Below are 26,972 nucleotides of genomic sequence, written 5' to 3'. Positions count from 1 at the left end.
TGGGCTTGATCGGGTTGGTCTGCTGTGGATAAGTGGCGGCTGTGGATAACCGCGCGGTCAGCCGGAGGCGTTGCCGGTGAGGTTCCAGCTGGCCAGGTGCAGGGCGGGAGCCGCGTAGCGGGTGCCGGACCAGCGGTCGGGCAGCAGCACCGACTCGCCGCCGATGCCCAGCACCATGCCGGAGGCGAGAGCCTGCGGGTACGACTGGGTGAAGCGCATGTTGCCGACCGCGGCGGTCACCTCGCCGTTCTCGACGAGCCAGACGCCGTTGCGGGTCAGGCCGGTGATCACCAGCGTCTTCTGGTCGAGCACCCGCGTGTACCAGAGGTCGGTGATCAGCAGGCCGCGCTCCATGCGGGCCACCAGCGGGCGGGCCGACGCGGCCACGGCGCCGATCGACTCGTCGACGGGCGGAAGCGTGGCCGCGGGGGAGGCCTCCAGCCGTACGTGATTGGGGAAAGGACCCCACGTGCGGGACATGCCGGAGGCGTGGCCGGTGGACACCGCGCCCGCCTCGGCGGCCGACGTACGATCGTGGGCCACCGCCTTGGTGACGCCCTCACGCACCAGCACCAGCGATTCGCGGGGCGTGCCCTCGTCGTCGAACGGCAGGCCCGGCGCGTGCTCGTCGCGGCTGCCCAGCGGCTCGTCGACCAGGGTCACCGACGGGTCGAACTGATCGGCCTCGAGCTCGGCGAACGACTGTTTCTGGGCGTACGACTTGCCGTTGAACCCGAAGACCGAGAGGTTGGCCAGCAGGTCGGACACCGCCTCGGGTTCGAGCACCACCTCGTACCGCCCGGGCGGCAGCTCGACCGGATTGCGTGCCGCCCGCGCCTTGGCCGCCGCGCGAGCGCCGAGCAGCGCGCCATCGAGGTCGGACAGGCGGCCACTGGCCAGCCGGGCCACCCCGTCGGCCCCGCCGGCGCGGGCGATGCCGTCCATCGCCGCCTCGGCCGTGCGTCCCTCGACGGACTGGCCGGCGCTGTTGACGAACGCGGCCGACGTGTAGACCGTGCGGCAGAAGCCGGCCGTCTCGAGGCCGTCGGCGGCGCTGACGAAATCGCGGACGAGCTCGGCCCGCTCGGCCGGAGTGGCCCGCGCGGTCGCCTCGTCGAAGCCGAAGTCGAGCCGGGAATGCTCGCCCGAGCCGTGGTAGCCGGCCGAGTGGTGCAGCGGGCTGGGCGGCGCGAGGCCGGGCCACGTCGTGTCGGGCGGGCTCAGCCGGGCCGCCGCGACCGTACGCTCGACCAGCCCGCGCAGCCCGTCGGCCCCGACGACCGTGGTGGCGCCCGACGCCGTACGCCCGTCGAGGTGCAGCCGCAGGCCGACCGTCGTCACCGCCTCGGCCACGTTCTGGTGGATCATCGACACGGCGAACCGGGTCAGCGCCTCGGCGTCGTGCCGCACCACGACCTCGGCCTCGGCCGACGGGCCGGCCGCCTGCCGCACCAGCTCGACGACCCGGGCGGCCAGCTCGAGCTCGACCCCGGCCCGGATGCTCTCGGCACTCATCCCCGCACCCCCACGCGTACGTCGGTGAACCGGGCCGGCGCGGCCGGATGCCCGGTATGGCCCACCTGGCCGGGCTGGCCCTTGCCGCAGTTGGGCGTGCCCCAGGCGATGCTCTCGGACGAGAGCATGTCCATCGACTGCCAGAACTTGGGGCCGATGCCGGTGTAGGTGGGATTGCGCAGCATGCGGCCGAGCTTGCCGTTCTTGATCTCGTAGCCGATCTCGCAGCCGAACTGGAAGTTGAGCCGCCGGTCGTCGATCGACCAGGAGCGGTTGACGTCCATGAACACGCCGTCGTCGGTGGCCGCGATGATCTCGTCGAGCGTGTGCGGGCCGGGTTCGAGGCCCACATTGGTCATGCGGACCATCGGCAGCCGGGCCCAGCCGTCGGAGCGCACGCTGCCCGCGTAGTCGAGCCCGGCCACGGCGGCCGAGTCGCGCCCGGCCAGCACGCCGACCCAGATGCCGTCGCGCACCGCGTCCCGCTTGGTGGCCGGGGTGCCCTCGTCGTCGAAGCCGAAGCTGCCCAGCGCGCCCGGCAGGCCGGGGTCGATGGTGATGTTCATCAGCTCGGAGCCGTAGCGCAGCGAGCCCAGCTGTTTCAGGTCGAGCCAGCTGGTGCCGGCGAAAGCTGCCTCCCACCCCAGAATGCGGTCGAGCTCGATGGCGTGGCCGACCGACTCGTGGATCTGCAGGGCAAGCTGCTCGCCGCCGAGCACCAGGGTCGTCTCGCCGGTGGGGCAGAGCGGGGCGGTGAGCAGGGCCCGCGCCTCTTCGGCCATGCGCGGCGCGTGCTCGATCAGGTCGAGGCTGTCGACCAGTTCCCAGCCGCTGGTGCCGTACTGCCCGCGGTGCGAGGGCCAGGACCGGCGCTGGATCTCGCCGTCGCCGTACGCGCTGGCCGTGACGCCGGCGCCGCACTCGCGGATGTGCTGGTCGATGCGGTGGCCGTCGCTCGAGACGAACCACTTCGTCGTATCCCAGATCTGGTAGATGCCCTCGGCCAGATCGGCCCCGGCCGCCTTGGCCGCGGCGGTGGCCCCGACGATCAGGTCGCCCTTGACCGACTGGGACAGGCCGAGCGGGTCGACCGCGCACTCGCTGGCCCAGCTCGCCTCGACGGCCGCGCTGGGCGTCAGCTCGATCGGCGGCCCCGGCACGGTGGCGCTGGCCGTGGCGATCTGAGCGGCCCGGCGGCCGGCCGCCCGGGCGGCCGCATCGGAGAGGTCGGGAATCGCGTAGAAGCCCCAGCTCGACCCGACCAGGGCCCGCACCCCGAGCCCGGCGCTCTCGCCCGAGACGAGCTCTTCGACATCGCCGTCGCGCGCGGTCATCGACTCGCTGCGCCGAATCATGACGCGGCAGTCGGCATAGCGCGCCCCGGCCTCGAGCGCCGCCTGCACCGCCGCCGAGGCCTCATCGAAGTGACTCATGGCCCGACCCTAGGCGACGGGTACGACAATCCGCTGACCGCGTGATCAGCGTTCGCGGAGGAAGCCCAGCTCTTCGTCCAGGGTGGCCGTCTCGACCGAGCCGAGGCCCGGGACGGTGGCGCCGACCAGCAGGACCGCGTCGGTGGGGTCGGCGTCGTGGAGGCTGTGGTGGGTGTAGACGTCGGCCGAGTCGCGGGGGTCGCCGAGATAGCGCTCGGCCAGGGCGGGTGGGGCGTCGTGCCAGTCGACGACGGGGTGGCGGGCGACGGCCCGGTGGAAGACGTCGGGCCGGCGCAGGACGGCCATCGCGGCCAGCCAGCCGCCGACGCCTGTTCCGCGTACGGAAACCGCAGTCAGATCCAGATCGGGGTGCTTGCCGACCAGGGCCTGCAAAGCGTCGGCCTGATCCGACAGGGCCACATCGACCAGGCGCCGGTGCACCACCTTTTCGAAGCTGGGGGCCACCCCGGGCGTGCCGCGACCGTCGATCGAGACGACCGCGAAGCCGGCGTCGGCCCACCACTGCCTCTCCTGCCAGGCGGCGCGGTCGTTCACCACCTGCTGACTGCCCGGGCCGTCGCCGAGCGTCACGAGCACCGGCAGCTTCGCGCCCGCGACGAAGCCGTCCGGATAGAGCACCGCCGCCGGCAACCGCCGATCGGTGACCCGTTCGAAGACCGGCTTCGGCGCGTACGGCAGGGGCGCCGACTGGTTGCCCAGGGCGGTCACCCGGGCCTCACCCCGCCACACCACACCGTCGACGACCAGCACGTCGCCGCCGGCCACGGCGCGGTGCCAGCCCGGCGTGTCGGTGATCTTGCGAGCTTCGGCGCCGCCACCGCCCAGCGACGTGCGTACCCGGAAGACGTCCTGACCGGCCGGGTCGTCGTCGGTGCCCTCCACGATCAGGTCGGGGGAGCCGCTGGGACCGCCGGGCCGCGGAACCGTGCCGACCACGCGCCGCACATAGAGGCTGGGCGGTGTCAGCAGGCTGCCGTCGGCGAACAGGCAGCGGGCGTCGAAGCCGTCGTGGGCCAGTTCGCCACCGACCAGCACGCGCCCGTCGGGCAGGTGCCGCGGCGTGCCGGCCACCGGTTCCACCCAGCGGGCGTCGGCCAGTTCGGCGTGCACCTGCGTTTCCCCCGTACGCGGATCGACCGCCAGGACGAGGCCGTGTTGCTGCATCCGGCGCAGCACGGTGATCAGCGGACCGCCGCCGTCGGCCCAGCGCACGCCGACCACGTGCGGATACGTCTCGCGGTCCCAGTGCACGTCGACCCACCCGAAGTCCAGGTCGAGCAGGTGCAGGCTGGTCGACGAGGCCGTACGCGCGGCCAGGATCTGACCGCCGTCGGGCGCCCACCACCAGCCCCGGTCGCGCCCGAACCGGCGGGCCGACTCGTCGGCCATTCCCCAGCCGATCGTGCCGCCGCGCTCGCGCCACGCGTTGCCCGACTCGCCGGCCAGCAACCTGTCCCCGTCCGGCCCGACCACCCGCAGCGAGGGCGAGCCACCGACCCGGCTCACGTAGCCGATGTTCACGCCGTTCGGGTCGGGTCGCGGGTCCTCGGCCGGCTCGTCGGTCGCCACCTCGGTCACCGTGTTGCGGGGCAGGTCGGCCCGGAACAGCCGGCCGTCGCGGGTGAAGGCGGCCACGCAGGCGTCACGGTCGACGGCGTACGAGTCCAGGGGCCCCGCCGCGACCAGTGACTCGGTCGCCGTGGCCACGTTGAGCACCCACAACGAGGCGGCCGGGTCCTCCGGGCCGGCCGAGCGCAGGAACACCACACGCCGGCCGTCGGCCCCGACCGTCACCGCGTGCGGCGCGCCGTGGCCGAAGTGACCTGTGCGTTCCACGAGCCCAGGGAAGTCCACCCGGACAGCATCGCTGATCAAGGCCGGTTCCCGCGCCCCAAACCGGCTCCCGCGTACAGTTGCCGCGTGAATGACGCTTTGCCCGCCCGCCGGCTGCTGCTGGTGCACGCTCACCCCGACGACGAGGTCACCGGCACCGGGGCCACCATGGCCCACTACGCCGCCTCGGGCGCCCACGTGACGCTCGTGACCTGCACGCTCGGTGAGGAGGGCGAGATCCACGTCCCCGAGCTGGCCCAGCTCGAGGCGGCCCAGGCCGACCAGCTCGGCGGCTACCGCCTGGTCGAGCTGTCCCGCGCGTGCGCCGCGCTGGGCGTCACCGACCACCGGTTTCTCGGCGGCCCCGGCCGGTTCCGCGACTCCGGCATGATGGGCCTGCCCACCAACGACCACGAGCGCGCCTTCTGGCGGGCCGACGTCGACGCGGCCGCGGCCCTCCTGCTCGAGGTGATCCGCGAGGTCCGCCCGCAGGTCATGATCACGTACGACCCGAACGGCTTCTACGGCCACCCCGACCACATCCAGGCCCACCGGGTGGCCATGCGCGCGGCCGAGCTGGCCGGCGACGAGGGCCCGCAGAAGATCTACTGGACGGCGATGCCGCTGAGCGTGCTGCGCGACGGCATGGAGGCGTTCCGCGAGCTCTCCGACAACCCGTTCGCCGACGTCGAGAAGGTCGAGGATCTGCCCTTCGGCCACCCCGACGACGAGATCGCCGCCCGGATCGACGGCACCGACCACTACCAGCAGAAGGTGGCCGCCATGAAGGCGCACGCCACCCAGATCCCCGACGACTCGTGGCTCTACGGCATCGCGGGCGATTTCGGCGGCGAGTTCATGGGCGTCGAGTACTTCACCATCGCCAAGGGTTCGCGCGGTCCGGGCGAGGGCCCGCACAACTGGGAGAGCGACCTGTTCGGCGGGCTGAAGCTGGAAGAACCGGCGATATCCGACGCGGCCCTGCGATGACGGTCGACGTGCAGCCCGAGACGTACGAGGAGAAGGCGCGCCAGCCGTGGGCCGGCTGGGAGCCGCTGATCCGGGTCGCCGGCGTCGTCGTCGCGATCGTGGCCGCCCTGGTCACCGGCTTTCTCGAGATCATCCTGAGCACGCTGCGGGCCGGTGACGTGGTGTCGATCTGGGGCGGCGACGCGATCGGCTCGGGCGGCGGCCCGCTGCTCTGGCTGGCCGTGCCGCTGGCCGCGGTGGGCAACTGGGCCATCGCCTGGTTCGCGGTCACCACCACCCGCCGGCGCTGGTCGCTGGCCCCGCCGTGGGCCCTGTGGACGCTGCTCATGCTGTTCGCGGCGGGCGTGCGCACCAGCGAGGGCGACTATCTGCTGGGCGGCGAGAACTGGGTCGCGCTGGTCACGATCCTGGTCGGCAGCCTGGCCTTCGCGGTCTTCTCCTATCGCCTGATCCTGAAGCGCACGCTGCCGTAAAGCCTCACTTGGCGTTACGATCCCGAGCCAGGTTCGTCTGCGGCGGTGAGTGATCCCGTCGCGCTTGTCCCCGGGGAGGGCGCATGAGGCAACAGCGCTGGTTCCCGATCGCGGCCCTCGCGATCGGCCTGTTCCTGGTCAACGTGGTGGCTCGGCTGATCACCCGGTTCGCCTTCCCCGACGACGACGCGGCCGAGACCCGCACCACGATCGTCATGTTCTCGGTGATCGGCGTGGTGCTGGCCGTGTACGCGTTCCGCGCCTCGCACAACCGCCGCCCGTCGGAGTGGCTGGTTCCGGACTGGGTGCTCGGCGTGGGCGGCGCCATGCTGCTGACCCTCCTGGTGGGACCGTTCATCAGCGGCGACCAGCCGTTCGGCAACGGCTCGGACAGCTTCTTCGCCCAGCTCGCGCTGTACCTGGGCTTCGCCGGCGGCGGCACCCTGGTCGGCTACTGGATCTCGGTGGCCATGGCCCACGACTACCGTTCGCGCTCGCTGAAGGCGTACTCGCAGCAGCGGCAGGCCAAGCCACGCAGGATCGTGCGCCGCTAGCCCGCCGGGGCCTCGCGGGTCAGATAGGTGTGGTGGGTCGTGAAGCCCACCCGGCCGTAGAGCGCGACCGCGCCGGTGTTGCGCTCCTCGACCTGCAGATAGGCGCGGCTGCTGCCGTGCTGGGCGCCCCACTGCACGAGCGCGCGCAGCACGTGCTGGGCCAGGCCCTGGCGGCGGGCCGTCGGCGCCGTCTGCAGCAGAGAGATGCCGAGCCAGCGATCCGGGCCGGTCACCGCGCCCCGGCCCACCGCCAGCAGCCGGCCGCCGGCATCGCGTACCTGGGCGAAGGCGACCTCGGCCGGGCCGGTGAGAATGCCGATCGCGGTGGCCGGCAGGGCGCCCTTGTGCTCGGCGACCATGGCATACCAGTCGTCGCCGGGGTCGTCGGCCAGCTCGACCGCCGGCAGATCTTTTTTCGGTACGGCGGTCAGCAGCGCGGGCACGGCGGCCGTCTGCACCAGCGTGAGCGGCCGGGCGCCCCAGCCGCGCGCGTCGAGGGCGGCGTTGACCGGGGCCGCCAACGGCATGGGCGCGTTGATCAGCGCCGGCTGACCGTGTGCGGAATACCACTCCACGACGGCGTCGACGGCTGCCTCGAGCGGGCGGTCGGGGTCGCCGACGGCCAGGGCCGAATTCGCCCGTCCCGTCCAGTTCCCGGCGGCCCGCAGGATCCAGCTGCCCAGACGGCCCTGGGTCGGGGCGGGCCAGGCGTCGTTGGCGGCCAGTTCGAGCGCGATCACGTCGGCCGCGGGCGGGCGGCGCGCGGGCGGCACCCGCTTGGCCCGGTGCACCTCGGTCAACGGCACCCGTACGGTGCCCTTGGTGGTGGCGATGGTGAGATCGGTCTCGGTGAGGTCGACCAGCTCACCGAGCGCATCCGTGTAGAGCGTCCGGTTCTGGGAAACGCCTACAATTCGGCGTACCACCACCCGGTGTCCCACATCCTGCCGACGGAGCACGTGTCACCTCCTCCGGCGGAGATACTAGGCTCTGCAATTGTCGCCGGCGGTCCCCGCAGGCGTGGCTTTGGAGGGAAAGACCCGTGACCTACATCATCGCTGAGCCATGCGTCGATGTGCTCGACAAGGCATGCATCGAGGAATGCCCCGTCGACTGCATCTACGAAGGCAACCGGATGCTCTACATCCACCCCGATGAGTGCGTCGACTGCGGGGCGTGCGAGCCGGTGTGCCCGGTCGAGGCGATCTTCTACGAGGACGACGTCCCCGACCAGTGGAAGGACTACACCACCGCGAACTACGAGTTCTTCGAAGATCTCGGTTCGCCCGGTGGCGCGGCCAAGGTCGGCAAGATCGACAAGGACACGCCGTTCGTCGCGGGCCAGCCGCCCCGGGGCGAGAGCTGAGCGTGCTCTCCGCGGCTCTGCCGGACTTCCCGTGGGACCTGCTGGAACCGGCCAAGGCCCGGGCCGCCGCCCACCCGGACGGCATCGTCGACCTTTCGGTCGGCACCCCGGTCGATCCGGTGCCGCCGGTGATCCGGCAGGCGCTGGCCGACGCTTCCGACGCGCCCGGCTACCCGCTCACCGCGGGTACGCCGGCGCTGCGGGCGGCAATCGCCGGCTGGATGGCCCGGGCCGGCAACGCCACGGGTGAGCTGGGCGTGCTGCCGACCATCGGCTCCAAAGAGATGGTGGCCTGGCTGCCCACGCTGCTCGGCGTCGGTGCTGGCGACAAAGTTGTGATCCCGCTGGTCTGCTACCCGACCTATGAGGTCGGGGTGCGGCTGGCCGGGGCCACGGCCGTACGGTCGGATTCGCTGACGGCCGTGGGTCCCGATTCCCGCGTACGCATGATCTGGATCAACTCGCCGTCGAACCCCACCGGCAAGGTGCTCCCGGTCGAGCACCTGCGCAAGGTGGTCTCGTGGGCCCGCGAGCGTGGCGTGATCGTGGTCAGCGACGAGTGCTACCTCTCGCTGGGGTGGGAGAAGCAGCCCGTCTCGGTGCTCGACGACGAGGTCACCGGCGGCGACTACACCGGCGTGCTGGCCGTGCACTCGCTCTCGAAGCGGTCGAACCTGGCCGGCTACCGCGCGGGGTTCGTCGGCGGCGACCCGGCCCTGGTGCGGGAATTGCTGGCCGTCCGCAAGCACGCCGGCATGATCGTGCCCGCGCCCGTGCAGGCCGCGATGATCGCCGCGCTCGGCGACGAAGACCACGTGACGGCCCAGCGTGCGCGTTACTCGGCCCGGCGCGATCAACTGCGGGCCGCACTGACCGGCGCCGGCTTCGAGATCAGCCACTCCGAGGCCGGCCTCTATCTGTGGTCGACCCGCGGCGAGGACAGCTGGAAGACCGTCGACTGGCTCGCCGACCGCGGCATCCTGGCTGCTCCGGGCGCCTTCTACGGCCCGGCCGCCGAACAGCACGTCCGCATCGCCCTGACCGCGACCGACGAAAGAGTGGCCGCGGCCGTCGCCCGTCTCGCCTGACCGTAGGTGATCATGTCGTCGCTGACGGCGTTGACATGTCGACAACGGTCAGTACCCTCGGTGCGTTGTCAGACGACGTAGCTACGGGGAGGCGGTCGTGAGTGACGGCATTCAGGTCGAGACCGACGGACTGAACAAGTTCTCGGGACAGGTGCAGGACGACACGTCCCGCACCCTCGAACCAGGCTATTCCGACGCGCGAGTGTCCTTCGGGACGGGCGTCCGATTCGGAGCGAACAACGCCAGCGGCAGCGTGCACGCCGCGAAGACCCGCTATGCGGCCAGTGTGGAGGTCTCGACGGCCAACGTCGAGGAATACATGGCGGCGGCGCGCGTCCTGGCCGACGCGGCAGCCAAGGTCGCCGCGGCGCTCGACGCGTCCGACAGCCGCTCGGCCGGCCGCACCGACTGGATCAGCGGCGCCCTCGCTGCGGCCGCCCAAGAGGCGCAGGAGCGCCGGGTGGCCGCCGAGCGGAGCGTCGCGCCCGGAACGGCGCGTGCGATATGACCGAACCGGTGCTGACCAGCAGTTGGTGCACGGCGTGGGACTCGTTCAACACGCCCCGCATCTGGTCGATGGTCATGAACGAGGACGACGCGCTCGCCCGCGAGCAGGTGCTCGGCTGGCGGCGGCTGGCGTCGTCGATCCGCAGCCAGCACCAGGCCCTGTCGACCGCCAAGGCCGACCTGATGGCCGCGTGGCCGCCCGACAAGAACGCGTCGGCCGAGGCGTTCCTGAACGAACTCGACCGGCTGATGGTGCGGCTCGAAGCGGCCTCGGCCGACGCCGACACCACGGCCACCGGGCTCGACCGGATCCTGAACGCGCTGGACGGCGCGAAGAAGGCGATCGAGCCGCTGTGGGAGAAGTACAAAGACAAGAGCGACGACCTGGTCCCGCGCTGGTTCGACGGCGCCGAGGACGAACTGGACGTCGAGGCCCGCAACCACATGATCACGATGGAGCGCGCGGTCTCGGACGCGGTGGCCGACCTCAAGGTGCCCGACAAGTTCGAGTTCCGCATCGAGGGGACGCACGAATGGCCACCCCGTCCGCAGCCGGGCGGCGAAGGCGGGCCGGGCACGGGATCGGCCCGTCTGGGATCGGGCGGCGTCAGCCCGAGCGTGCCGCACGACCCGGTGCCGCCGCTGCCGGGGCTCGACCCGGTCGCGCCCGACATTCCGGTGCCCGGCGCTGACGGGTCCGATCCGGGCGGCGTCGTGGGTGGTCCGGGTGCGGTCGTACGGCCCGGGGGCCCCGATCTGGCCGGAGTGATCAATCCGCCGGCGACTCTGCCCGGGCTGGGAGAGCCAGGTGCGGCCGGGCCCCTGCCGGGCGGTGCGCCGCCGGTGGCCGGTGTGCCGCCGGTCGTGCCGGGTCTGCTGCCGGGCGGTGGGCCGGTGGGCGGAGGCGGCGTGGGACGTCCGCCGATCGGCGGGGCCGGTCGCGGGCCGGTCGCCGGGCGGACGCTGCCTTCGGGCGCGGTCATCGGGGGGCCGGGCGGCGTTACTGGCCGTGGCATCGGCGGTCCGGGCGGAGTTGGCGGCCGTGGCATCGGCGGGCCGGGCGGCCTCGGTGGACGTGGCATCGGTGGGCCGGGATCGATCGGCGGGCCTGGCGTTGGCGGGCGTGGTGCCGGAGGTGCGGGCGCTGCCGGAGGTCGTGGCGTCGGTGGGCCCGGCGCTGGTGGCGGCCGTGGCGTCGGCGGTGTCGGTGAGCCCGGTGCTCGTGGCGTCGGTGGTGTTGGCGGGCCCGGTGTTGGTGGCGGGCGTGGCGTCGGCGGTGTCGGCGGGCCTGGTGCCGCGGGCGGTCGTGGGCCGGCCGGCCGGGCGGGTGCTGGGGCGCGGCCCGGCGTGGGCTCCTTCGAAGGAGAACCAGGCCGCGGCGGCGTCGGGCGCGGTGCCGCCGGTGGGCCGACGCTAGGTGGCGTCGGCGGGCCCGGGGCCGGAATCGGCCGGGGTGCGGCCGGTGGCCTGCGCGGACCGGGTGCGGCGCGAGGCCGCAGCGGTGGCCGGCGCGGCTCCGACGAGGACATTCGCCCTGGTGGCGCCTCCGTCGAGGGCTTCGCCGGCGGAGCCGGGAAGGTCGGCGCGGTCGGTGGCCCCTTGGGTGGGCCGGTCGGCGGCGCGCGGGCCGGTAGCGCCGGAGCCGGCGGCGGACGGGGTGCCGCTCGAGCGCCGCGACCGGCGTGGCTGCCGGACGACCCGGTCGGTCCGGACCGGCATCTCGCGGCGGCGAATCAGGGCGGCCGAGGTCAGGGCCGACCGCGCACCGGCGACGGTCCGACCGGCTTCGACCCCGACAACCTGTGGCAGGTCGCCGAGGGCGTGGCTCCGGTGATCAACCCCGGCGTCGACGACGACTGGCACGACCCCGGCCCGAACGTGATCGGCCGCCGCGGGTGATCCGCTCCGCTCCGCAGGGTGGCTCCACCCCGGTCCCAGGCCGGAGTGAAGCCACCCTCGCAGTCGGAGCAGCGGCCATCGGACAGATGCGCGCTGTCGGACACATTCGCGCCGCCGGACAGGTGGCCGTTGCCGGCCGAGCGGCTGACTCCGGCCGGGAGGCTGACGCTGGCCGGGCCGCTGGTGTGGGGCGGGCGGATGCCTCGGCGCAGGTGGTCGAAGCGAGGCGGGCGGTAGCTGCGCTTGGTGTTGTGCGTCGAGTGGTGGCTGCGCTTGACGTTGTGCGGCGGGTGGTGGCTGGGCTGGGCGCTGCGCTGCTTGTTGTGGTGCTCACCGGCGTACCGGCTCGGGCCGACAGCTGGCGGGACCGGCAGTGGTATTTCGAGCCGATGCGGCTGGCCGAAGCCCAGAAACTGGGCAAGGGCGGCGCCGGCGTGACGGTCGCGGTGATCGACACCGGCGTGGACTCGAGCCATTGGGATCTGCGGGGCGCGACCGTACCGGGCTGGATCGTCACGCGGAATGAGCCGACCGACAATGTGGACACTGGCCCGCACGGCACCGGGATGGCCGCGCTGATCGCCGGGCGGGGTCACGGCGACGGCCGCGGTCTGCTCGGGGTCGCGCCGCGCAGCAAGGTCATGCCGATCCGGCCGGTCAACGACGACCTGCTGATCTCCAACGGCATCCGGTGGGCCGTCGACCACGGCGCCAAAGTGATCAACATGTCCTTCGACATACCGTCCGACCAGGTACTTGAGGACGCAATCGACGAGGCCTACGCGAACGACGTCGTGCTGGTCGGCGCGGCCGGCAACGGCGGTGGCAAGGTGGTCGAGCCGGCCGTCTTCCCACACGTCGTGGCCGTCGGCGCGGTGGGCCGGAACAACCGCGTGGCGTCGTTTTCGAACCGGGGCCCCGAGGTCGATCTGGTGACCTACGGCGTCAGCATCCCGGTGGCCCGGCCCGGCAACAAGTACGACGTCACGAACGGCACCAGCGTCTCGTCGGCGCTGGTAGCGGGCGCCGTGGCGCTGATCCGGGCGCGCTATCCCGACATGCGCGCGCCCGAGGTCGTCGACCGGCTGATGTCCACCGCGATCGACCGGGGCGCCAAGGGCCGCGACGACAGCTACGGCGCCGGTCAGCTCGACCTGATGGCGGCGTTGACCGCGCCGCGCGCCACCCCGTCCAAGACAGGCGCCGCTCCGGCCCAGGACGCGGTCCGGGCCCCGGCCGCCGCATCGTCCACGAACGACAGCGGCCCGTCGCCGTTAGTGATCGTGGCGGTGGGCGTCCTGGTGCTGATCGCCGGTCTGTCGGTCGTCATGGTGCTTCGGGCACGGCGAAGTTCCTGATCAGCCCGGTTCGGGCGGGGTAGGTCTGGCATTCGCGCGAGGGAATATGTGCGCTACTCTCGGTCGTACCGGAGATCGGGGGAGCACCGGTGATGTCACATAGTTCATATGAATCGAATCGGATTACCGGGTCGGACCGCACCGGCGCGGCCTACGCCGTGGTCGATCCGGTCGGCCGGATCGTCGACATCGGTCTGCGGCCCGACTGGTGGCTCGAGCTCGGCCCGGCCCGTGTCGCGGCGGCGTTGCTCGAGGCGCTGGAATCGGCGCGGATGACCGCGGCGATCGTCCCGCTGGTCGAGCGAGGCGAAGTCCTGGACGCGGCCCGCGGCCGCATCACCGAGGCGTACCGCCTGATCGACGAGGGCCGCGAACCACCGGCCGAACGAGTGATCATCGGCCCGCGCGGCTTGTTCCGTCTACGCGTCCGCGGCGGCCGCATCGACAGCGCCGAGGCCGGCCCGCTGACATCATGCGACACCGACCGCCTGAGCGCCGACGTCCGCGACTGCCTGTCCACTTTGTCCCGCCCGAACGCCGACGCCGAACGGGCGACCACCTGGTAATCGGCGACCACGCCAGCCATCCCGCCCGGCGAGGCAATCCTGCCCGGCGCTCGAGGCGTCGGCGTCCGCGGGCAGCGAGGGCAGGACGATGCGGGAGGCGTCCCGACGATCGGCATCGTGGGCCGCAAATCGGCGAGATGCACAACCGGCAGGGTGGCTCGTGCGGGCTGTGCGCCGAACGGGCGGCGGCCTCGGCCCGGGTATGGACAAGGCGGCCTCGGCCCCGCGGGGATTGGTGGCGCTTCGGCTCGCCGCGAAACGAGCGCCGATTCGGCCCGGCGTGGAGCGGGTGGCGGTCTCGCCCGGCGTGGGATGGGTGGCGGTTAGGCGCGGCGTGGAGCGGGTGGCGGCCTGGTCCGGCGTGGGACGGGTGGTGGCCTCGCCTGGCGTGGGACGGGTGGCGGTTTACGCCCGGCGTGGAACGGATGGCGGCCTGGTCCGGCGTGGAGCGGGTGGCGGCTTAGGCTCGGCGCGGAACGAGCGTCGGCCGGGTAGCGTCACGGCATGGTCGATCAACCCACTGTCGTGGTTCGGGGCGAGGCGTTGCGTGAGGTGCCGCCCGAGCAGGCGGTCGTGTCCGTCAGGCTGACCGCCCGTGACTCAAACCGTGAGACCGTGCTGTCCCGGCTCCTCGAGCGCTCGAACGAGCTGCACGCGCTGCTGGCCGAGGCGGGCGACGCGATCGAGCGGCGCGAGACCAGTGGCGTCCGGGTGTTTCCGCAGATCAAGCGGGGCAGTGAGCGCGTGGTCGCGTACACGGGAAACGTCGGCACCACCGTGATCGTGACCGACTTCGAACCGCTCGGTCAGCTGCTGCTGCGACTGGCCGCGATCGAGCACGCTGACGTCGAAGGCCCGTGGTGGCAGCTGCGGCCGGGCAGCCGAGCCGGCGCCGACGTCCGGCGCGAGGCCATCGCCGACGCCTTGTCGCGGGCCCGCGAGTATGCGGCCGCCGTCGGCGCCCGCATCGACAAGCTGGTCGAGATCGCCGACGAGGGCACCGGCGGCGGTGCCCCGATGATGCGCGCGATGGACTTCCAGGTCGGCGGTGCCCAGTCCGCCGGCTTCGAGATCGACCCGCAGCAACAAACGGTCCAGGCGTCAGTCGTCGTCCGCGTGACAATCACCCAACCCGAGCTGGCCCCCTAAAAACACGCCACCCACCGCGCCGCCCGAGCGGCATCGCGCCGCCCGAGCGGCATCGCGCCGCCCGAGCGGCATCGCGCCGTCCGTGCGGCATCGCGCCGTCCGTGCGGCATCGCGCCGTCCGTGCGGCATCGCGCCGTCCGTGCGGCACCGCGCCGTCCGTGCGGCACCGCGCCGTCCGTGCGGCATCGCGCCGTCCGTGCGGCATCGCGCCGTCCGTGCGGCACCGCGCCGTCCGTGCGGCACCGCGCTGCCCGTGCCGCGCTGCTCGGCGGGTCTGCTCGCCAGGCAGCGACGACTCCGACTGGTCCAGCGGGGGCGGTCATATCGTCCGGATAACGCCGTTTCGGGCGCGCCAAGCGCCATGATCGGCAAGACTCGGCTGCATGCCGAAGGGCCGCCGAGACGTGCTGCTGCGGGTGGCGAACGTCAACCCGGCCAGCGTGAGCACCCACACCGACCGGGTGTTGTACTCCGCGATCGGCATCTTCATCGTCTTGTACTTCGTCTACGCCACGCTCGGCGGCGCCGCGTTCATCGACGCCGGCTCCAACTACGAGCACCCGTGGTACCGCTGGCTGGTCGGCCCGTTGGTCGCGGCCGGTGTCGTCGCCTATGACCGCGCGGTCGTCGGGCGGGTGGCCATCAGCTACGACAACCTGGACTCCACCGACCCGAAGCACCTGCTCAAGAAACCAACCATTTGGTTGTACGTCGGACGGCTCGGCCTGGCGCTGCTGTTCGCCGTTCTCATCACCGAACCGCTGATGCTCGCCCGCTACCAGGGCGAGATCGACGCCCGGCTCAACGAGGTGCACAACCAGCAGCTCAGCCGGATCGACCGGGACGGCGTGGTCGGCGCCTGGACCGCCCGCCTGGGCCAGCTCGACCGGGAGACGGCCGGGGACGACGCCGCCGTGCGTGGACTCAACGACACCGCAGCCCAGAAGCGCGAGGACGCACGCCGGCTCTATCAGCAGGCGGTCGACGACTCGGCCGGCGACGGGGTGACCCGGGCCGCCGGGTGCCCGTCCGGCGGGTCCTGCGATCAGCTGGTCAAACGGTCGCGGGCGCTGGACGACGAGGCGACCGCGCTCGACGTGCGGGCCGGCCGCCTGCTCGACACGCAGCGGGCGGCGCGCGAGGCCCGGGCCGACGAGAAGGCCGACCTCACCCGGCAGATCAACGAGCAGCGGGAGGCTAACGAAAAGGCGGTCGAGGCGGACGCCGGCTTCGGCGCGCGCACGGCCGCCATGTGGCACCTGGTGACCAGCGACTTCTGGGGCGTGGGAGTGTTCTACCTCGGGATCACGCTGCTGCTGGTCGCCTTGGACTGTGCCGCGGTGGGGCTCAAGTTCGCCTCCCGGGGCAACGGCTACGAGCGCAACGAGGCCCGCCTCGCCCGCCGCCGCGAGCACGAGGCCACCCTGATCCACGAGCGGGAGATCCAGGACGCCCGGACGTACGGGGCGGCGATGGCCCGCGTGGTGGCCGACGGGATAGAGACGGCCAGCCACGACGAGGACGTGCTGCACGACTCGGCCGAGCGGGCCAGCGCCGTGCTGCGGACGTCGGTGGTCGTGCCGCCCGAGATCCGCGAGCTCACCGCCCACCCCGGCCGGCATCACCGGTCGGTGCACGCCGAACTGCTCCACGGCCACCGGGCGCGGCACCACCGCCCCACGCCGGCCGAGACCGAATGAGGCGGCTCAGCTCTCCTGGCGTACGCCGGAAACCCGCAGCGGAACCGTGAAGGTGGCCCCTCGGCAGGCCGCGGCCGAGCCCGGGCGCATGGTGAGCCCGCCGGGCACGTTGAACGCGCCGATCGAGTTGCGGTCGATCTGCCACAGTACGTCGTAGCTAGACCGGCTCAGCCGAACCCCGGTGACCTTGCAGCCGGCCTTCTCGTGCTCGGGATCGGCCACGACCGTCCCGGCCGGAGTCACCGAAGTGATCTTGATCGGGTAGCTGTTGTCGTTGGTGACCGTGACGATCAGGTCGCCGGTCGCGCCGGGCGTCAGCGCCTGGTTGAGGTCGGACCGCGCCCGCAACGTCAGCTCGACCGGCGGCCCGTCGGCCGGTTGGGTCACCTCGGTCCGGGTGATCTGCCAGTACGACCAGGCCGCGCCCGCATTGACCACGACGGCGGCCGCCGAGGCGATGCCGAGGATCATCCGCGTACGCCGGTCCAGGCGCTTCTTGGGAGCCGGCGCTCCCGGGTGCCGGACCTCCCACGTCGGCTCCTCGTGGTCGGCCGGGTCCAGTTCGATGTGCATGTCGGTGATCCTGTTGCCCTCGTGGCCGCTGTCGTTCAAGCCGCCACTTTCCCGAAGCCGGGTCAGCAGAAGATCACGCCGCATCATGACCGTGCCTCCGTCTTACGCATGCGGCGCCTTCCTCCTTCAGCGACGGGTTGGGGACTCTGTTGCTTTAATAACGGTCGCCGACGACGCGTGGTCGTGTGATCGGGATTCCGTCCCCGGTTCCGCACGCATAAATCGCACAGTTGAGGCTGTCCGGCTTAATCCCAAAGGGGGAGCGGCGTGGCAAATCGCCGTCAATGCATCGCCCATCCCCAGCGCCGCCGCCAACGCTTGCCAGACGACTGAAGAGACGCCTCCACCCGGCAATATTCGCACCCGTCGAATCCCGAGAAGACCGTTCCCCGCGTACGGGCGGCAGCCGCCCGCCCAGCGCCGATGCCCGCGATTTCTGCCCGCTCCGGCCAGGTGGGCATCCGCCGAATGTCCGGAGCTATCAGAGTCTTCCGACTAACCCGTCCGGGGCGCAAAATCGATCGAGCCCGCGGCGTGGGACCCCGCCGCGGGCTCGATCATTACCCCACCTATTTCGGAATGCCTTCGTCGGCCGAACCGCTGGCGGACGGTTCCGGCGCCGCCGGAACAGGCTCCAGCACCGCGGGTGAGCTCGCGGGCGGGGGTACGTTCTTGTCGTCGCTCTTCTCCGGCTCCGGCGCCGGCTCCACCTCAGGCGGAGTGATGACCGGCTCGGTGACCGGCTTACTCGTGGTCTCGGCGGTCGGCTGCGACGGCGTCGGAGCCACGGTGGTGGGCGCGATGGTCTTGGCGGCCGGTGCAGTTTCGGCCGCCTTGGCGGTCGGAGCGGCCGGGAAGGCGAGGGCCTTGCTCAGGCCGCTCTCGGCACCGACCCACTTCGCGTAGCGGGGAATGACGGTCCACTTCCACTTGCCGCCCGCCACCTCGGCCGCGGCGAAGGTGACCGTTTCGCTGACGCCGCCGGACGCCTCAACCTCGCGCACGATCGCCGACTTGGCCGGTGTGTCCTGGCTGTGCGCGGTGACGGTGTAGCGGTCCATCTTCACGCCCGGCACCAGTTCCTGAGCGCTCCAACTGACGACCGCGGCCTTGGACTGATCTTCGACGCTGGGCTTTGTGCCCTTCGGTATCTTCACGGTGCGGGTCTTGACGTTGGCCGTGCCGCCGATGATCCAGGCGGCGTTCGCGGTCAGGGTTCCGGCCGCGACGACGGCAGCGACGGTAGTTCCGACCAGGCCGTATACGAGGCGCTTCCTCATCGGCCGGCCTTTCTGCCGGTTCCGGCGAGTGAAATCAACAGCTTGGTGTTGGCACACTTCGGCGTGGCGCTCCGGGGCATGGTCACCGGGATTGCACCGGCCAGCGTGCTGCGACCGTAGGGCTTGATAGTGAAGGGAAGGCGACCGTTGTAGGCGGAGACCCGCAAGGTCGCACCCGTGGCGGGGCAGTCGCGACGATTCGTGCCAACCAGGCTGGCGTCCAGCGTCTGCAGCGACAGCGAGAAGCCAAATGGGTTGACCACGGTGACCTTGATCTGCTGGGTTGCCCCGGGATAAAGCCCGGTCACCGGTCGCCCGCTTAGGGTGAACCGGACGTTGCCGTACGAGTCGCGGCCGCCGTGCGTCAGCACCATGGCTCGCCCATCAGACCCTCTTTGCTGGCTGCCGGCAACGATGAATGCCGTGGCCAGTGTCGCCGCCGCGGTGACAGCTGATCGCCATGCCTTCACAGTCGCCTCGCTCGCATGAGAAGTGATCTGGATTGATGAAGAGAGGTGGGCGCGTGACCGCCCACCTCTCTTCGACGTCATGCGGCGACTTCACCCTTGAGGGTCGCCGTGACGGTAAGGGTCTTGTTCGCGCAGACCGGCAGGGCGTCCTCCGACATCTTGATGTCGCCCAGGTCGACGTTGGTGTTCTCGCCGCTGTTGAACACCTTCGACGTGTTCAGTTCGGGGAAGGTGATTCCGGCCTGCGTCTGGCCGCAGTCTCCGGCGCCCGACACGGTCACGGTGTCGACCGAGGTGATCTTGACCTTGTAGTCGTTCGGGTTGGTGACCGTCACACCCTTGAGCTCGACGAGTTTGCCCGGGTAGAGGTTGTTGACGGCGCCGCCCGGCCGGATGTCGATGACCGCGGTCACGTTACCGATCGTGGAAGTGGTCGCGTAGGTCGTAGCGGAGCCCTGGAACCAGCCGCTTGCGTAAGCGAAAGCCGCGGTTCCGCCGGCGACGGCGAGAACGGAGCCGGTGACGATGGCAGCGGAACGCTTGGTGAACTGACGCATGGGGAAGTTCCTCCTGGAACGTTCGGTAATTCGTTCGGTGCTCGAATTAGGTGTGGCCGGGGCTCGAAGGCGTTCCGGCGCTGGGACAAAGATGACCGATGGAAACTGGCTCGGCGATAGTGCTTTTGCCCGTCCTATCTGGAACGCGAAGTCAGCCGGGTTTCGATGAACGGATTAACCCGTAGGGCTGACGGAGGCATCAAACATCGAGCGTTCGCCCCGCGTCGGCGATCACCGATAAGCGCTGTTCAGCGCGGCAGGCAGGCTAAACGGCGGTGTACCAGGCGCACGCCACGTGTTCAAGGCGTCGAATGATCGATCTTCGTCCGTGGCCCCGGAAAGGCCGCCTCAACGCGAGGAAAGACGAGCATTAATCGCGATGTTTGCATCACGGCAAGGGCACGATTCCCCGAATGGGGTATGCGAATTCGCCACTGCGCTCACCTGAAAGAGGCTTACCGGTGACGCTTCTGTCGGTGAAAGCCGGGGATCGGGGCTCAGCCGGCCGGGAGGACGGCGATCGCTTCGACCTCGACCCGGAAGTCCGGGTTCACCAGGCCGGCCACCTGCACCAGGGAGCTGGCCGGGGGCCGCGACTGGTCGATGAACTCGTTGCGCGCCGTCCTGAAGTCGGCCAGGTCGGCCAGGTTGGTGAGGAAGATTGTCAGCTTGACCACGTCGGACATCTCGGCGCCGGCCGCGGCCAGCACCGCCGTGATGTTCCGGAACACCTGGCGGGTCTGTTCGAGCGCGTCGTCCTCGCCGATCAGGCGGCCCTCAGCATCCAGCGGCACCTGGCCGGACACCACGATCGTCGAGCCCGTGTAGGCGACCGCGTGGCTGTAACCGTTGGTGGGCGGCGTCCCGGCCGGCCGGATGTGGTGCTGCACGCATCGAGCCTAGCCGCTACGGTCGGGCCCATGGCGCAGGTCTTCGGCGAGGTGGCGGCCCTTTACGACGACGTCCGGCCGGGCTACCCGGACGCCGTGCGGCAGGCGATTCTCGACTACGGGGGGCCGATCGGCAGCATCGCCGAGTTGGGCGCCGGCACTGGCAAAGGCACTGAGCTGCTGGTCGCGTACGGGAAACCGCTTGTCGCTCTTGAACCCGACCCGCGCATGGCGGCCGTCCTGCGCGCCAAGTTTCCCCAGGTCGAAGTGCTGGAGACGACGTTCGAGCAGTGGACGCCGCCGGCCCGGAAGCCGGATCTGATCGCCTGCGCGCTGGCCTGGCACTGGATGGACGCGGCGACGCGCAACCAGCGGGCCTTCGACGCGCTCGCGCCGGGCGGCACCCTGGCGGTCTTCGGTCACAAGTACGGCTACGCCGAGCCCGGGGAGGAGCAGGCGATCGGCGACGTGCTGCGGGCGGTCGACCCGACGGTGGTGGAGCGGGCCGAGCATTGGGTACGCGACGGCGTGCTCGCCTCGGGGCTGTGGTCCGACGTCGAAGAGCGGCGCTTCACCACGTACGTCATGTTTTCGAAGTCGCGTTATCTCGAGCTGATGCGGACCTTTTCGCCGTTCCGCCGCCACACGCCGGACGAGCAGCGCCGCACCCTCGACGGGCTGGACGCCGCTATCGACGGCTTCGGCGGCTCGGTGCATCTGGAACTGCGCACGAGCCTGGTGCTGGCCCGCCGGGGCTAGACGCGAGCGAGCTTCTCGGCGAAGAGGGTGGCCCGCGCGATCTCGTTGACGGCCCGGCCGGCCCGGGCGGCCACCGAACCGTCCGGCGCCCAGATGCCCGAGCGGCCCGCCGTCTCCGGATAGTCGGGGCCGCTCGCCCCGGCGCACGACGAGATCGCGACCCAGACGCCGTACGTCCGGCTGATCCGCTGGGCTCGCTCGGCCAGCACGACGTCGTCGGCCGGCTCGTCGACCACACCGGCCACGTACGCGTCCATGCCCAGCGCCGCCGTGGCCGCCGCGTGCTCCTCGACGCCGGTGTCGCGGCAGATGCCGAGGCCCAGACGCCAGCCGTCCAAATCGATCACCTCAGGGCCGGGGCCGGGGGAGAAGCGCGACTCGGTGTGGTGCGGGTTGACCTTGCGGTACGCGACCCGAGCCCCGTCGCCGTCGATCAGCAGTGTGGCGATGTGCGGCCCGGCGACGGGGGCGCCGGCCAGAGCGATCGTGTCGGTGGCGGCGCAGGCCTGGATCAGCGGCTGCAGTCGCGGGTCGTCCGGCGCCAGCAGGGGCGCGTCCATGTCGTAACCGGTGAGGGAAAGCTCGGGGAAAACCACCAGCCGGGCCCCGGCGGCGCGAACGGCGGCCGCGTGCCGGGTGACGTTGGCGGCGACGTCGAGAGAGTGAACGGGCGGTTGGGCTACGGCGATGACCAACGAGCGCATGGGGGGCGATCTTTCTGCGGGGGGTGTGATTACGGACGGACGGCTTCGACCAGGAAACGGTGGGCGGTGACGGTGAAACCGCCGTGCAGGCGGATGTAGGTGTCGAGCCGGTCCAGCGGCTCCTGGTAGAGCCTCGGCGAGAAGTCGCGGATCTGCCAGGGAAGATCGCGAAGCTGGCGGACCACGGCGCCGACGTCGTGGAAGGTCACCGGCGGACGCTCCTCGCGCACGTCGATCACCTCGAGGCCGGCCGCGGTGAGCCGCGTGACGGCGACGTCGGCGTTCCAGGGCTGGCGGTGAGCGGGTGGCGCCCCCAGCGCCACGTTCAGCTCGGCCAGGTCGTCGCTGCCGACCTGCTGGCTCAGCACGGTGCCGTCGCGGCGCAGCAGGCGGACGATGTCGTCGGCCGGCAGGCGGCCGTGGCGGCTCAGGACGACGTCGAACTCGTCCTCGCCGCCGGGCAGTTCGGTCAGCACCTCGACGGCCAGCGGGGCCAGCCGGTCGCGGGCCACCGGAGTGTTGCGAGCCCAGCTCTCGACGGCGACGGTGTGCGGCGGCAGCGGGGCCAGCTCGGCCAGCAACTCGCCACTGCCGGTGTCCAGGTCGAGGGCCGAGGAGGCACGGCGCAGCAGCGTACGGGCCATTGCGGGGTACGACCACGACGGCTCGGAGCCGACGTCGCGCCCGTCCAGCCAGGCGAACTCCCAGCCGGTGGCGCGCTCGCCGGCGGCTTGCTCGTACTGCTGCCCGATGCGCACCCTGCGACGGTAGCCACTGCTCCGCGCGACCAAACACCCGGTGTGACGTGGCTCAAGCACTATCGCGTGACGGCGCCGTAAATTGTTATTCCGCCGCGACCTCGACCCGGCGGAGGAGACCCGGCCAGCCCCGGCCCATGCCCTCGAGCGCGGTCGATCCGGGTGCGAAGCCTTCGTGTACGAGGAAGAGCCGCGTCCCGGTGCCTTCGGGCTCCAGCCGCCAGGTGATCACGGTGTCGAGCACACCCTCGGCGAACGTGTAACGCAGCAGCTTCTCGAGCTCCACCTGCAGCACCTCGCACTGCTGCACGCCCCACGAGCCCATGTCGAGCGTGAAGCGATGCCCGACCACGGGCTTGATGTCGCCCGCGGCCCACCACTTGGCGTGCAGCTCGGGCTCGGTCAGCACCCGCCACACGGCGGCGGGCGGCTTGGCGATGAACTGGTCGCACTCGATGCTGCTCACAGGTCTTCTCCCTCGGTCAGGTCGCGCAGCGCGGTCAACCGCTCGCGCCAGTACCGCTCGAACGGGTGCAGCCAGTCGCTCACCTCGGCCAGCGGCTCGGCGGCCAGCCGGTAGTAGCGGTGCCGGCCGCGGGGCTCCTCGGTGACGAGCCGGGCCTGGCGCAGCACCGCCAGGTGTTCCGAGACGGCCGGACGGCTCAGGGCGAACCGCCCGGCCAGCTCGCCCGCGGGCAGCGGCCCGTCACGCAACGCCTCGAGCAACCGCCGGCGCACCGGATTGGCCAGCACGCCGAACACATCCATGTCGGCCACGCCCGCCATAATGCGTCGGAAATCTCCGACACGTCAAGCGCGGACCGGCATCAGGATGGAGAAGCGCGAGTCGTCGCCCGGCACGCGGACAGCCAAGGGCTTGATCGGGCCGTCGAGTTCCAGCACGAGCTGGCCGGCGCCGCCCGCGTCGAGCGCCTGCAGCAGGAACTCCCGGTTCACGGCCAGGTGGACCTCACCCTCCGGAACGAGGTTCACCGTGCCCTCGGCAAAACCCAGAATCGCCACCTCGTACGGCGTTCCCTCGTGCACATGCGTGAAGGTCGGCGCGGCCACGATCCGGTCGCGCAGGACGGCGGCGTCGATCGTGACCCGCGTGGTGGGAGCCGGCAGCCCGTCGAGCAGGCGGCGATGGTCCGGGTAGTCGATCTGCAAAGGCTTGGCCGCGACCGGGCCCGGCTCCGCGCGTACGAAATCAGAACTCACCTCGATGATGGCGGTGCCGTCGCCCAGCTGGGCTCGCCATTCGTCGACGAAAGCCAGCGGCAACACCGTGCGGATCGGTGGCCCCTCGACGTCGGCGGCGGCCGCAGCCACGGCCATCCGGAAGCGGTCGGTCGCGACAAGAGTGAGCTCGCCGGCGGTCACGTCGAGCAACACGCACTGCAACATCGGCAGCGCCGGGTCGGCCCCCGCGGCGAAACGGACGGCGTCGATCGTGGCGGCCAGGGCGGCGGCGGGCAGGCTGACTCGGGTCATGAGCTTCTCCTCGAGGTCGAGCAGGGCGTGGACGCGGAGGAGTTCACGCTTCGCATCGGCCAGCCCGTCCTCGAGCCGCCGCCGGTGCGCGTCGAGCCGCCGGCGCACGGCCGCCGGATCGTCGATCTCGCGCGCCGCCTCGGCGATCTCGGCCACCGGCATGCCGACCCGCCGCAGCCCCGCGATCAGCCGGGCCACCCGCACCTGCTCGTCGGCGTACCGCCGATACCCGGTGACCGCGTCGACCTCGGCCGGCACCAACACGCCCGCGCCGTCATAGAACCGCAGCGCGCTGACGCTGAGCCCGCTGGCCCGCGCCACCTCACCGATGCCGCGCATGTCTCCTCGCACCTCACAGACCCTGTCGCCTCAACCAGGTCGAGGGTCAAGCCGGCTAGATCATCAAGAATTTGGGACAGCCCCGGGCCATCCCCAGCCCCCTCCCGCCTCGGGGCGTTGTGGGTGGAACTTACGCCGTGTCAAGCGCGGCCGGCCGAGTTGTCCACAGGGAGGGCGCGATCGGTTATCCACAGGCGTGCGCCTAGCTGAAGGCGTGCGCCTAGCTGCAGGCGTGCGCCTAGCTGCAGGCGTGCGCCTAGCTGCAGGCGTGGGCCCAGCTGAAGGCGCGCGCCTAGCCGAGGAGCAGCATCGCGGCTACGCCCAGCATGACCACGGCGATCAGGCCGTCCAGGACGCGCCACGCTGAGGGCCGCGCCAGCAACGGGGCCAGCCGGTGGGCACCCGCTCCCAGGGCCGTGAACCACACGAGGCTGGCGGCCGCCGCGCCCAACCCGAACAGCCAGCGGTGCGGGTGCTGCTGTGCGACCGACCCCAGCAGCAGCACGGTGTCGAGGTAGACGTGCGGGTTGAGGTAGGTCAGGGCCAGGCAGGTGAGCACCGTCGCGCCGAGGGTGGCGGGGGCTCGGTCGGCGGCCTGCAGGCTCGACGGGCGCAGGGCTCGGCGGGCGGCCATGACCGCGTACGTAATAAGGAACGCCGCACCGACCCACTTGATCACGGTGACCGCGGAGGGCTGGGCCGTGACCACCGCGCCGAGGCCGCCGATGCCCGCGAGGATCAGGAACAAGTCAGAGAGGGCGCAGACCAGCACGACCGCGAGCACGTGTTCGCGGCGCAGGCCCTGGCGGAGCACGAAGGCGTTCTGCGCGCCGATGGCGATGATCAGGACGGCCGAGGCGAAGAAGCCGGCGACGACGGAGGTGAGCACGGGTTCGACGCTAAGCGGGCGTCACTCCGTACTCAAACTAAAGATTTTGACGTTGCATTAGCATCGCTTACGTGGACTTCGCGCAGCTGGCGACCTTCCAGGCCGTCATCGAGTCGGGCAGCTTCGATGCCGCGGCCCGCGAGTTGCACGTCACGCCGTCGGCCGTCAGCCAGCGCATCAAGGCGCTCGAGCGTTCGGTGGGTCAAGTTCTGGTCCGGCGTACGAAACCATGCGTGGCCACCCCGGCCGGTGAAGCCCTCGTGCGCTTCGCGGGCCAGGTGGCGCTGCTCGAGCGCGAGGCGATCGGGCAGGCTCGCGGCGGCACGCGCGTCTCGATCGTGGTGAACGCCGACTCGCTGCACACCTGGTTCCTGCCGGCGCTGCTCGCGGTGCCCGGCCCGCAGTATGAACTGCACACCGACGACGAGTACTTCACGGCCGACCTGCTGCGGTCGGGCACGGCCATGGCCGCGGTGACGGCCGACGACGCGCCGGTGCAGGGCTGCCGGATCGAGCGGCTGGGCGCGATGCGCTACCTGGCCGTCGGCCGCCCCGAGGACCAGGCGATGGTCCGCTACAACCGCAAGGACCACCTGCAGCACCGGCTCATGCCCGACAAATCAGACACGAGCGAGCACTTTGTCCCCTCGGCCTCGGCGTTCATCGAGGCCGTCCGCATCGGGCTGGGCTGGGGCCTGGTCCCCGACTGGATCGCGCGCGACGACATCGCAGCCGGGCTCTACCAGGACTTGAATCCGGGCCGGCACCTCGACGTACCCCTGTATTGGCAGTACTGGCGGATCGGCTCGGAAGTGCTGGAGGAGTTGACGGCCGCCGTCAAAGCGGCGGCCGCCCCCTATCTCAGGAGTTAGCGTGCAGCGCCGCGTTCAGCTCGATCCCCGAGCCCGTGCGCGGCTTGGCCTCGAGCGCCCCGGTCACCGAGTTGCGCCAGAACAGCAGCCCGTTGACCCCGGACAGCTCGCGCGCCTTGACCACCCGGCCGTCGGGAAGTGTGATCTTCGACCCGGCCGTGATGTAGCAGCCCGCCTCGACCACGCAGTCGTCGCCGAGCGAGATGCCGATGCCCGCGTTCGCGCCGAGCAGGCTGCGCTCGCCGATGCGCACCTTGTCTTTCCCGCCGCCGGACAGCGTGCCCATGATGGACGACCCGGCCCCGATGTCGGAGCTGTCGCCCACCACGACGCCCTGCACGATGCGCCCCTCGACCATCGATGTGCCCAGCGTGCCCGCGTTGAAGTTGGCGAAGCCCTCGTGCATGACCGTCGTGCCCGAGGCCAGGTGGGCGCCCAGCCGCACCCGGTCGGCGTCGGCGATCCGGACGCCCGACGGCACCACGTAGTCGGTCATGCGGGGGAACTTGTCGACGCCGAAGACGGCCAGGTGCCGGCCGGCCGCGCGCTCGAGAAAGCGCAGCTCATCGACCCGGTCGACCGGGCACGGGCCGGCCGACGTCCAGGCCACGTTGGCCAGCGCGCCGAAGATGCCGTCCAGGTTGAGCGAGTTCGGCACCACGAAGCGGTGCGAGAGCAGGTGCAGCCGCAGGTAGGCGTCCGACGCGTCCTTGATCGGGTCGGCCAGCGAAGCGATCGTGACGCGCACCTCGACCGTCGACAGGCCGGGCAGCGCCTTGGGCCCGGTCAGCCCGGCCGGCAGCACCGGCGCCTCGGCGGGCGCCTCGCCCAGCCCGAGGAAGCCCTCGGGGTACCAGGTGTCGAGCACCTGCCCCTCGGCGGTGACGGTGGCGAGGCCGATGCCCCAGGCAGGGGAGGTCGAGATATCCACGGCC

The 26,972-nt window shown here is 71.5% G+C and carries 29 protein-coding genes; 13 read left to right on the top strand and 16 right to left on the bottom strand.

Going from position 1 to position 26,972, the window contains the following annotated elements; all coding sequences use genetic code 11:
* Nucleotides 1-57 precede the first annotated feature (57 nt).
* The 3 genes from OWR29_RS22175 to OWR29_RS22165 are packed head-to-tail and all read right to left on the bottom strand — an operon-like array spanning nucleotide 58 to nucleotide 4,805.
* On the bottom strand, nucleotides 58-1,515 hold the full coding sequence (locus tag OWR29_RS22175) for a TldD/PmbA family protein (RefSeq protein ID WP_267564978.1): 1,458 nt from the start codon (nucleotides 1,513-1,515) through the stop codon (nucleotides 58-60).
* Nucleotides 1,512-2,948, bottom strand: coding sequence for a TldD/PmbA family protein (locus tag OWR29_RS22170; protein ID WP_267564977.1), 1,437 nt, complete (start codon nucleotides 2,946-2,948; stop codon nucleotides 1,512-1,514). Before OWR29_RS22170 ends, OWR29_RS22175 begins: the two co-directional genes overlap by 4 nt.
* Nucleotides 2,949-2,993: 45 nt before the next feature.
* Entirely contained in the window at nucleotides 2,994-4,805 is a 1,812-nt protein-coding gene (locus tag OWR29_RS22165; protein WP_438872637.1) for an alpha/beta hydrolase family protein, read from the bottom strand.
* An 84-nt stretch (nucleotides 4,806-4,889) separates the two neighbouring features.
* On the opposite strand from OWR29_RS22165, the gene mshB reads away from it, so the two are divergent.
* From mshB to OWR29_RS22150, 3 genes are all read left to right on the top strand, one after another.
* Nucleotides 4,890-5,792: an N-acetyl-1-D-myo-inositol-2-amino-2-deoxy-alpha-D-glucopyranoside deacetylase gene (gene mshB / locus OWR29_RS22160; RefSeq protein WP_267564975.1), complete on the top strand. Its 903-nt coding sequence runs from the start codon at nucleotides 4,890-4,892 to the stop codon at nucleotides 5,790-5,792.
* Nucleotides 5,789-6,265 (top strand): hypothetical protein, encoded by a 477-nt coding sequence (locus OWR29_RS22155; RefSeq protein ID WP_267564974.1) that lies wholly within the window; start codon nucleotides 5,789-5,791, stop codon nucleotides 6,263-6,265. Before mshB ends, OWR29_RS22155 begins: the two co-directional genes overlap by 4 nt.
* Nucleotides 6,266-6,348: 83 nt before the next feature.
* A complete protein-coding gene (locus tag OWR29_RS22150) occupies nucleotides 6,349-6,819 on the top strand; it encodes a hypothetical protein (protein ID WP_267564973.1) in 471 nt (156 codons plus the stop codon).
* Here the strand turns inward: OWR29_RS22150 and OWR29_RS22145 are convergent.
* Nucleotides 6,816-7,778, bottom strand: coding sequence for a GNAT family N-acetyltransferase (locus tag OWR29_RS22145; RefSeq protein WP_267564972.1), 963 nt, complete (start codon nucleotides 7,776-7,778; stop codon nucleotides 6,816-6,818). The two genes, OWR29_RS22150 and OWR29_RS22145, sit on opposite strands and share 4 nt — an antisense overlap.
* Nucleotides 7,779-7,861: 83 nt before the next feature.
* Between OWR29_RS22145 and fdxA the strand changes: the two genes are divergently transcribed.
* From fdxA to OWR29_RS22105, 8 genes are all read left to right on the top strand, one after another.
* Nucleotides 7,862-8,185: a ferredoxin gene (gene fdxA, locus OWR29_RS22140; protein WP_267564971.1), complete on the top strand. Its 324-nt coding sequence runs from the start codon at nucleotides 7,862-7,864 to the stop codon at nucleotides 8,183-8,185.
* Complete coding sequence (dapC, locus tag OWR29_RS22135; protein ID WP_267565132.1) at nucleotides 8,182-9,273, top strand: succinyldiaminopimelate transaminase; 1,092 nt, start codon at nucleotides 8,182-8,184, stop codon at nucleotides 9,271-9,273. Before fdxA ends, dapC begins: the two co-directional genes overlap by 4 nt.
* Before the next feature lie 97 nt (nucleotides 9,274-9,370).
* A complete protein-coding gene (locus tag OWR29_RS22130) occupies nucleotides 9,371-9,781 on the top strand; it encodes a hypothetical protein (protein WP_267564970.1) in 411 nt (136 codons plus the stop codon).
* Nucleotides 9,778-11,679 (top strand): hypothetical protein, encoded by a 1,902-nt coding sequence (locus OWR29_RS22125; protein WP_267564969.1) that lies wholly within the window; start codon nucleotides 9,778-9,780, stop codon nucleotides 11,677-11,679. The genes OWR29_RS22130 and OWR29_RS22125 overlap by 4 nt, the downstream gene beginning before the upstream one ends.
* A 263-nt stretch (nucleotides 11,680-11,942) precedes the next feature.
* A complete protein-coding gene (locus OWR29_RS22120) occupies nucleotides 11,943-13,037 on the top strand; it encodes a S8 family serine peptidase (RefSeq protein ID WP_267564968.1) in 1,095 nt (364 codons plus the stop codon).
* 92 nt (nucleotides 13,038-13,129) lie between these two features.
* The gene (locus OWR29_RS22115) at nucleotides 13,130-13,603 is read left to right on the top strand and encodes a hypothetical protein (protein WP_267564967.1); all 474 of its coding nucleotides are present in this window, start codon (nucleotides 13,130-13,132) and stop codon (nucleotides 13,601-13,603) included.
* A gap of 504 nt (nucleotides 13,604-14,107) precedes the next feature.
* Nucleotides 14,108-14,752 carry an SIMPL domain-containing protein gene (locus OWR29_RS22110; RefSeq protein ID WP_267564966.1) on the top strand — a complete coding sequence of 215 codons (645 nt, stop codon included), beginning with the start codon at nucleotides 14,108-14,110 and terminating at the stop codon, nucleotides 14,750-14,752.
* Nucleotides 14,753-15,135: 383 nt separating this feature from the next.
* A complete protein-coding gene (locus tag OWR29_RS22105; protein ID WP_267564965.1) occupies nucleotides 15,136-16,452 on the top strand; it encodes a DUF4407 domain-containing protein in 1,317 nt (438 codons plus the stop codon).
* A gap of 6 nt (nucleotides 16,453-16,458) precedes the next feature.
* On the opposite strand, the gene OWR29_RS22100 is transcribed toward OWR29_RS22105, so the two are convergent.
* The 5 genes from OWR29_RS22100 to OWR29_RS22080 form a co-directional block, all read right to left on the bottom strand.
* Nucleotides 16,459-17,112, bottom strand: coding sequence for a hypothetical protein (locus OWR29_RS22100; RefSeq protein WP_267564964.1), 654 nt, complete (start codon nucleotides 17,110-17,112; stop codon nucleotides 16,459-16,461).
* A 482-nt stretch (nucleotides 17,113-17,594) separates the two neighbouring features.
* A complete protein-coding gene (locus OWR29_RS22095; RefSeq protein WP_267564963.1) occupies nucleotides 17,595-18,305 on the bottom strand; it encodes a hypothetical protein in 711 nt (236 codons plus the stop codon).
* Complete coding sequence (locus tag OWR29_RS22090) at nucleotides 18,302-18,856, bottom strand: hypothetical protein (RefSeq protein ID WP_267564962.1); 555 nt, start codon at nucleotides 18,854-18,856, stop codon at nucleotides 18,302-18,304. Before OWR29_RS22090 ends, OWR29_RS22095 begins: the two co-directional genes overlap by 4 nt.
* Nucleotides 18,853-19,332: a hypothetical protein gene (locus OWR29_RS22085; RefSeq protein WP_267564961.1), complete on the bottom strand. Its 480-nt coding sequence runs from the start codon at nucleotides 19,330-19,332 to the stop codon at nucleotides 18,853-18,855. The genes OWR29_RS22090 and OWR29_RS22085 overlap by 4 nt, the downstream gene beginning before the upstream one ends.
* Before the next feature lie 497 nt (nucleotides 19,333-19,829).
* Entirely contained in the window at nucleotides 19,830-20,222 is a 393-nt protein-coding gene (locus tag OWR29_RS22080) for a RidA family protein (RefSeq protein ID WP_267564960.1), read from the bottom strand.
* Between the two features lie 30 nt (nucleotides 20,223-20,252).
* Between OWR29_RS22080 and OWR29_RS22075 the strand changes: the two genes are divergently transcribed.
* The gene (locus OWR29_RS22075) at nucleotides 20,253-20,981 is read left to right on the top strand and encodes a class I SAM-dependent methyltransferase (RefSeq protein ID WP_267564958.1); all 729 of its coding nucleotides are present in this window, start codon (nucleotides 20,253-20,255) and stop codon (nucleotides 20,979-20,981) included.
* Here OWR29_RS22075 and OWR29_RS22070 read toward each other — a convergent pair.
* The 6 genes from OWR29_RS22070 to OWR29_RS22045 all read right to left on the bottom strand — a co-directional run bounded on the left by OWR29_RS22070 (nucleotide 20,978) and on the right by OWR29_RS22045 (nucleotide 25,165).
* Entirely contained in the window at nucleotides 20,978-21,685 is a 708-nt protein-coding gene (locus tag OWR29_RS22070) for a carbon-nitrogen hydrolase family protein (RefSeq protein ID WP_267564957.1), read from the bottom strand. The genes OWR29_RS22075 and OWR29_RS22070 overlap by 4 nt on opposite strands.
* Before the next feature lie 29 nt (nucleotides 21,686-21,714).
* A complete protein-coding gene (locus OWR29_RS22065) occupies nucleotides 21,715-22,443 on the bottom strand; it encodes a class I SAM-dependent methyltransferase (RefSeq protein WP_267564956.1) in 729 nt (242 codons plus the stop codon).
* Between the two features lie 85 nt (nucleotides 22,444-22,528).
* Nucleotides 22,529-22,909: an SRPBCC family protein gene (locus OWR29_RS22060; RefSeq protein WP_267564954.1), complete on the bottom strand. Its 381-nt coding sequence runs from the start codon at nucleotides 22,907-22,909 to the stop codon at nucleotides 22,529-22,531.
* The gene (locus OWR29_RS22055) at nucleotides 22,906-23,211 is read right to left on the bottom strand and encodes an ArsR/SmtB family transcription factor (RefSeq protein WP_267565131.1); all 306 of its coding nucleotides are present in this window, start codon (nucleotides 23,209-23,211) and stop codon (nucleotides 22,906-22,908) included. The genes OWR29_RS22060 and OWR29_RS22055 overlap by 4 nt, the downstream gene beginning before the upstream one ends.
* A 42-nt stretch (nucleotides 23,212-23,253) precedes the next feature.
* Nucleotides 23,254-24,276, bottom strand: coding sequence for a DNA polymerase III subunit beta family protein (locus tag OWR29_RS22050; RefSeq protein WP_267564953.1), 1,023 nt, complete (start codon nucleotides 24,274-24,276; stop codon nucleotides 23,254-23,256).
* Nucleotides 24,277-24,568: 292 nt separating this feature from the next.
* Nucleotides 24,569-25,165 carry a LysE/ArgO family amino acid transporter gene (locus OWR29_RS22045; RefSeq protein ID WP_267564952.1) on the bottom strand — a complete coding sequence of 199 codons (597 nt, stop codon included), beginning with the start codon at nucleotides 25,163-25,165 and terminating at the stop codon, nucleotides 24,569-24,571.
* 71 nt (nucleotides 25,166-25,236) lie between these two features.
* On the opposite strand from OWR29_RS22045, the gene OWR29_RS22040 reads away from it, so the two are divergent.
* Entirely contained in the window at nucleotides 25,237-26,037 is an 801-nt protein-coding gene (locus OWR29_RS22040) for a LysR family transcriptional regulator ArgP (protein ID WP_267564951.1), read from the top strand.
* On the opposite strand, the gene dapD is transcribed toward OWR29_RS22040, so the two are convergent.
* Complete coding sequence (gene dapD / locus OWR29_RS22035; protein ID WP_267565130.1) at nucleotides 26,027-26,962, bottom strand: 2,3,4,5-tetrahydropyridine-2,6-dicarboxylate N-succinyltransferase; 936 nt, start codon at nucleotides 26,960-26,962, stop codon at nucleotides 26,027-26,029. The two genes, OWR29_RS22040 and dapD, sit on opposite strands and share 11 nt — an antisense overlap.
* Between the last annotated feature and the right edge of the window lie 10 nt (nucleotides 26,963-26,972).

Origin of the sequence: Paractinoplanes pyxinae, assembly GCF_026626335.1 — a bacterium.
GTDB lineage: Bacteria > Actinomycetota > Actinomycetes > Mycobacteriales > Micromonosporaceae > Actinoplanes > Actinoplanes pyxinae.
This window is presented reverse-complemented; position numbering and strand designations above follow the sequence as displayed.